Here is a 6,332-nt window from a genome sequence, read left to right on the forward strand (position 1 = left end):
CTCGTTGATAACAAGGCAAAAATTTCGTTATTTAGTTGTTCTAAATCAGAAATTTTTAACGCGGGTAGCGACAGGTTTAATCCCTCAAAATGACTAAGTATTATTGCGGATTGGTATCATAAAGCGTGAGGAGCCTTAATGAGAACTGCTGAATTTGATACTGAATTTGTACTACGCCAAGCCATGCATGCTTTTATGAAATATGGCTATGCGAAGACCAGTATGCAAAAATTAAAAGAAGTGACTCACCTTCACCCGGGTTCTATTTACGCGGCTTATGGCAACAAAAAAGGCTTGTTTTTAGCCGCCACCGAGCAATATCAAAAAGACAGAAACCAACAATTTACAGCCCTTTTTAATGACCAACAATCAATTTTATCAACTCTTAAACATTACTTAACTGTGATTGTTGATGAGTGTATTGAAGGTGAAGTAGCTAAAGTATGCTTACTTACAAAGAGTATTTCTGAGGTTGAAGGCAATGACCCACAAATTTGCACTGTGCTGCGTAGCAACCTTAATGCATACGAGCATGCCCTCGCCGAGCAACTTCAAAAAGCCCTAAATAACAACGAATTTGTAAGTAGCAAGTCAGCGCAACAACTTGCACGCTTTTTAGTCATGGGCATATACGGTATTCGTACCTATGCGCTGACAAATCAAGACCCTAAATCTCTGCAACAACTTGCTGACGATCTATTTGCTGCATTAGTAAATTAATTTAGCTAATAACTTTACTTGTCATATTAATTTATCACCTTATGATTAAGGTGTAGCTGTGTATAACTAAAAGAGTGAGCCTGTCATGAATAATGCAACTGCTAAACGTGTTGAAACTGAATTTGATACTGTACTCGCCTTAGGCGCAAAGAAACGACTCGCTTATATGTTTGAAACGGTACAAGAGTTTAAACAAGTGTGGATCCTCAATGATGAACATGGCTGCGTCATGCTCTCAAACGAAGACGACGACTGCGTGCCTGTATGGCCTAGCCGCGAATTTGCCCAAAGCTGGGCAACCGGTGAATGGCAAGACTGCACACCAAAAGCCATCCCTGTAAAAGACTGGTTAAGCCGCTGGACACCAGGCCTTGAACAAGATGACTTACTTATTGCTGTATTTCCAACAGACCAAGACGACGGCACCATTTTATTCCCCGATGAGTTTGACTCACAACTGAGCATGCCAAAAAGACGATTTTAAATACAAGGGAGCCATGCGCTCCCTTTTTTATGCGATTTGTTGTAACCGCAGTGCTGAAATATCTTTAATCGGTGGCTTGCCAAAAAAGCGTGTGTACTCGCGGCTAAACTGCGATGGGCTCTCGTAACCCACTTTTAAAGCTGCAGAGCCCACATCAATTCGCTCATTCAGCATTAATTGTCTTGCCGCTTGTAGCCGTAAATTTTTTACGTATTGCAACGGGCTCATCTTTACTACATCACGAAAATGCAGTCTGAATGTCGACGGGCTCATGTGTGCATCACGGGCTAAATCATCAATTGAAAATTGACTGGTAAAGTTTTCTTTTAACCAACACAAGGTCTTAGCGATTTTTTGATGGGCTGAGCCAGACATCACAATTTGCCTTAAAAAAGGGCTATGCGGGCTATTTAACAAACGCAATATAATTTCTTTTTTAATAAGTGGCGCTAGGTTAGCTTTTAATTGAGGCTCTTTGTCGAGTTGAATAAGCCTTAGTAAAGCGTCAAGCAAACCATTATCAGTATCAACCACCGACATAGCTTGGTGCTTGGGAAACTTGTCTTGCCCTGCGAACTCCATTTCTGCAACAATGTGGCTGATTTCATGAGCATCTAAGCGTAAGTAAAGACCGTAAAATGGCTGCTCTTTACTGGCTTGAGTTATATGCGAGGCAACAGGCACGTCGACTGAGGTCACCAGCGATTGCCCGTCAGTGTAATCATAACTATGTTCACCCAGCACAACTCGCTTTGCACCTTGCAAGCTAATACCCAGCCCTAACTCATACACGCAGGCCATCGGTAATGTAACTTCGCTTCGTCTGAACACCAATAATTCTGGAATCCCTGTTTCAAAATTACCGTCTGCAATCGCTATTGCTTTCACTGCTTCTATTAATGCCTGACGCATTTAGATTACCTCAAATAAATACTCAATTAAGTGTATCACCGTAATTTGAGGTTAGGACCATTTTAGGTAACAGTTCGTTATTTTAGGCAAAAATTAAATCATTTATGGCAAGCAGTAATAGCCATCATCGACCATAATGTATTTTCAATTTTTCGATTGCATGCTCTATGTAATCAGCAACTGCTACAAAACTTCAATATATTCAATACCTAAAATCAAAAGAGATATTATGAACCATAACAACACGGATTTATTTGTGTTTGTCGCGATCGCTGCTTTGGTCACCGTTCATGACAAGCCTTTGTTAAAACGAGCATGTCAGCACGCATTGAATGATGGTGTTTCAATGCAAGAGTTGTGTGATATTTTACCGCATATTAGTGTGTATTCAGGGGTGCCAAAAGCATTGCTGGCGCTAGAGATTTTAAAGTCACTTGATAATATTCAAGGTTCAAATGCGTTGCTTATCAAACGCACAGAGCAGCAGCTAAAAACCGCACTCACATTCGGCCAACTACCTTTTGGTTTAGATCAGCAAAACAACACAGTATTTGAGCTTGCCTCATTAGGCGCTTTATTTGCGCTAGACGATGCCAGCAGCTTAGTTAGCGAGCAACTTAAACGCTGTGTACTGCTTGGTTATAGCCGTGAACAACTTGAATTATTAGTGATAGAACTTGCTAGGAAAGTCAATAGCCACATAGCAATGCGCGCTAAATGTAATCTTGAAAAGCACTTTGCTATGGTGGGGTAAATTTAAGAAATGCCAGAGAGATTGGAATCATCTTTTTAAGAAAAGTAGGTAAACTAATTAACACATAATAAATTAAAGTTATGGTACTTAGATGTGAGCGTCTAAAAGAACGTTCCTTCATTAAATGTCTTTACTTATACCTTAGAAAGTTCCCACAGAGTTATCGTGAACCCCTTCTATCTACACTCTTGCTATTTAAAACAAGCATGAGCCAGGGGTTCCTGCCGTCATAAGAAATAGCTTACGTTACAGCTAATGGGAGTGTAACCAAAGAAAGCCAACAGGCTTGAGGGTAATGGATGTAGTAATTTACTGCCCCCAAAGCTGTTCAAAGCAATTCTGATAGTTCTTATGGGAGACCATGGGTATATTCAGAGAGCTTTAATTAAGGCAATATGAAAGACGTTAACGACCTCTATGGGTCTTGATATAAAACTTTTTCATGCCTCTCCATTTCTGGGAGGTTTTGAAAGTTGACCCTTTTTATTGTTCATCTAAAGCTATTTTTCATAAGGACCTTTACTTAATTTATTGTGAAGTCGAATTTATTAGGGTTTACGTTGAAAATAACTATACATAACCTCATATTATTACTGATATTTCGTAATGAACAGATGTTAAGTTAAACCAATTGTTAATACTTAAATTTAGAGAAGAATAATTATGCCACAAGAATTATGGGGCCAATGGATTGGACAGATAAAAGGCACTAATGAGGCTATCGTTTTTTTAAATATAGACTTTGATAAGCCCAACACTGGTACTATTTCAGTTTTCGATTTTGACACCGAACATAAGGCTTCTTTTAATGCCGACATTATTGTACAACCGGATAATAAGGCTATTTCAGCTACGGTAGCTAACTTTAGGCCTTTTTTTTTTAATAACTCCGATGGAGAAATCAATAAACCTAATTGCTTAATACCTAAACTAACAACACTAAAAGGTGCTATAGCTGACAACAATAACCTAGAAGGTGAATGGTCTTCAGACCAAAATACAAAAGGAACCTTTAAGCTTCGCTATCAGGAAGCCGACGAAGAAGTCCATGCAGATAAAGTAATGACGTGGGAAGAATTTAGTAAATGGTCTTTAGATGCTAAAAAAGAAAACCGCGATCTAATTTTCAGAGGTCAAAAAGATTCAACCTTTAGGTTAACAACTAACTTTCACAGGCAAAATCGACGAGAATTATCACGCTACGTTCACGAGGACGTAACCACATTACAAAGACATTTAACTCCTCTTTTAAACCGAAAATTAAACACTCTAGACGCCCAAGAGTTTGGCGAGCTATTATTTCTTGCCCAACATCATGGCTTTCCTACTCCATTACTCGACTGGTCAGAATCACCTTTTGTCGCCTCTTACTTTGCATTCCAAGAGGTACCTAAAAGGCCAACCATAGAGGGGCACGTCAGAGTATTTATTTTGGATTGGCTCAAATGGAAAAAGATAGGCCCAGGGACAGTTGACACCCTCGTTGACCCTAGACCGACCTTTACACCTTTATTCTTACAATCTAGAGATAATCAACGTGCATTTCCGCAACAAGCAATGGTAACATTCAGCAATGTATTAAGGATAGAAAATTTTATCCGCTTTCACGAAAAGCTAAAAGGTGAAAAAGTATTAACGATTATTGATATCCCATACAATGATAGAGACAAAGCTATGCACGAACTACAAATAATGGGAGTAACATCAGCTAGTTTATTCCCAGGTATAGATGGAGTATGTAAGGCTCTAAAAGAGCAATATTTTTAGACCATTTGAAAATTAGCTCGAGAATATTCGCCTTCCTTATAGTTAAACGATAACGACTCCCAAATGTCAAAATAAACAATTCGACAGAAAGGGTTGACGCAAGTTTTTGGCATGCTTTTCAGGACTAATCATAGAAGGCATTTGGTACAGTATTTTTAAACAGAAGTGGCTGTATATCACAGGATAAAAGGCTTTGAGGTAGGATGGCGGTGACGGAGAGATTCGAACTCTCGATACGTTGCCGTATACACACTTTCCAGGCGTGCTCCTTCAGCCACTCGGACACGTCACCTAAGGCGCTGCTTAGAGTTTAGCAGCGGCGTTATAGTATGAAAACAACCCTACAGACGCAAGGGCTTTTTAAAATTGTGCTGCTAAGTGATTAGTAATCAAACAAAAAAGGCAAGGTAAACACCTTGCCTTAAGTATATAGACGGTCGTTCTTAACGCTGAAGCGATGCTGAGAACTCTAACATACGATTAAGCGACTTTAATGCCCCTTCGCGTAAGTCCATATCAACAAACACTTCTTTACCTTGTGGATCTGTCAGTGCTTCTTCAATCGCTTTTAAGCCATTCATCGCCATCCACGGGCAATGTGCACAGCTTTTACATGTTGCGCCTTCACCCGCTGTTGGGGCTTCAAAGAATTCTTTCTCTGGGCATAACTGCTGCATTTTGTAGAAAATACCTCGGTCAGTCGCGACGATGAACTTTTTGTTGTCCATAGTTTGCGCTGCTTTGATTAGTTGGCTTGTTGAGCCAACCGCATCAGCTAAGGCTACTATCTCCGCAGGAGACTCTGGGTGAACCAATACAGCCGCATCTGGGTGTAAGGCTTTCATATCCTTAAGTGCTTTGGTTTTAAACTCATCATGAACGATACAGGCGCCATTCCACATGATCATGTCTGCACCTGTGTTCTTTTGAATGTAAGAACCTAAGTGTTTATCTGGACCCCAAATGATTTTTTCGCCTTGCTCATCAAGATGCTCAACGATTTCTAGGGCACATGAAGAAGTAACAATCCAATCTGCACGCGCTTTAACAGCGGTTGATGTATTTGCATACACTACTACCTTGCGATCAGGGTGCTGATCACAAAACGCTGAGAATTCTTCAATTGGGCAACCTACGTCTAATGAACAGGTTGCAGCAAGCGTTGGCATAACAACTGTTTTATTTGGCGTTAGGATTTTTGCTGTTTCGCCCATAAAGCGAACACCGGCTACCACAATTACATCTGCGTCGTGCTTAGCGCCAAAACGCGCCATTTCTAGCGAGTCAGCAACACAACCGCCTGTTTCTTCAGCTAGTGCTTGAATTTCAGGATCAGTGTAATAATGGGCAACAAGAACCGCGTTCTTGTCTTTTAATAATTGTTTGATACGTGCCTTGTACTCAACTTGCTCGTCTTTTGATAACGGAGCTGGCTTTGGAGGGAAGATATAATCTTCAGGCATAATTTGTTCAGCTAGACTCATTTCTCGACCACTTAGTCCACAGTGCATTCATGGCGCGAATTATACGAGAATCTTAAGCTAATGAACAGTATTGCTGTGAGCTGTTAAGATAAATAAAGGATAACTTAGAAAGAAAAGATAAATCAGGAATGGTGGGTCATGATGGACTTGAACCATCGACCAATGGATTAAAAGTCCACTGCTCTACCAACTGAGCTAATGACCCGCTCTG

Annotated in this window: 6 protein-coding genes and 2 tRNA genes; 4 read left to right on the top strand and 4 right to left on the bottom strand. The window is 40.2% G+C overall.

From position 1 onward, the window contains the following. The first annotated feature begins 138 nt into the window (after nucleotides 1-138). Both NO991_RS07255 and NO991_RS07260 read left to right on the top strand, forming a co-directional pair. A complete protein-coding gene (locus NO991_RS07255) occupies nucleotides 139-720 on the top strand; it encodes a TetR/AcrR family transcriptional regulator (protein WP_371351874.1) in 582 nt (193 codons plus the stop codon). An 85-nt stretch (nucleotides 721-805) separates the two neighbouring features. After that, nucleotides 806-1,204, top strand: coding sequence for a DUF2750 domain-containing protein (locus NO991_RS07260; protein ID WP_371351875.1), 399 nt, complete (start codon nucleotides 806-808; stop codon nucleotides 1,202-1,204). 27 nt (nucleotides 1,205-1,231) lie between these two features. On the opposite strand, the gene NO991_RS07265 is transcribed toward NO991_RS07260, so the two are convergent. Then, on the bottom strand, nucleotides 1,232-2,116 hold the full coding sequence (locus NO991_RS07265) for an AraC family transcriptional regulator N-terminal domain-containing protein (protein WP_371351876.1): 885 nt from the start codon (nucleotides 2,114-2,116) through the stop codon (nucleotides 1,232-1,234). 229 nt (nucleotides 2,117-2,345) lie between these two features. Here NO991_RS07265 and NO991_RS07270 point away from each other — a divergent pair, with 229 nt between their 5' ends. Both NO991_RS07270 and NO991_RS07275 read left to right on the top strand, forming a co-directional pair. After that, entirely contained in the window at nucleotides 2,346-2,870 is a 525-nt protein-coding gene (locus NO991_RS07270; protein ID WP_371351877.1) for a carboxymuconolactone decarboxylase family protein, read from the top strand. A gap of 663 nt (nucleotides 2,871-3,533) precedes the next feature. Further along, the gene (locus NO991_RS07275) at nucleotides 3,534-4,637 is read left to right on the top strand and encodes an FRG domain-containing protein (protein WP_371351878.1); all 1,104 of its coding nucleotides are present in this window, start codon (nucleotides 3,534-3,536) and stop codon (nucleotides 4,635-4,637) included. A gap of 204 nt (nucleotides 4,638-4,841) precedes the next feature. Here NO991_RS07275 and NO991_RS07280 read toward each other — a convergent pair. From NO991_RS07280 to NO991_RS07290, 3 genes are all read right to left on the bottom strand, one after another. Continuing rightward, nucleotides 4,842-4,929: transfer RNA gene (locus tag NO991_RS07280), tRNA-Ser, on the bottom strand. 151 nt (nucleotides 4,930-5,080) lie between these two features. Further along, entirely contained in the window at nucleotides 5,081-6,121 is a 1,041-nt protein-coding gene (gene nadA / locus NO991_RS07285) for a quinolinate synthase NadA (RefSeq protein WP_371351879.1), read from the bottom strand. 129 nt (nucleotides 6,122-6,250) lie between these two features. Next, a tRNA-Lys gene (locus NO991_RS07290) sits at nucleotides 6,251-6,326 on the bottom strand. Between the last annotated feature and the right edge of the window lie 6 nt (nucleotides 6,327-6,332).

Origin of the sequence: Pseudoalteromonas sp. DY56-GL22 (assembly GCF_041414715.1) — a bacterium.
In the GTDB taxonomy this organism is placed as follows: Bacteria; Pseudomonadota; Gammaproteobacteria; order Enterobacterales; family Alteromonadaceae; genus Pseudoalteromonas; species Pseudoalteromonas simplex.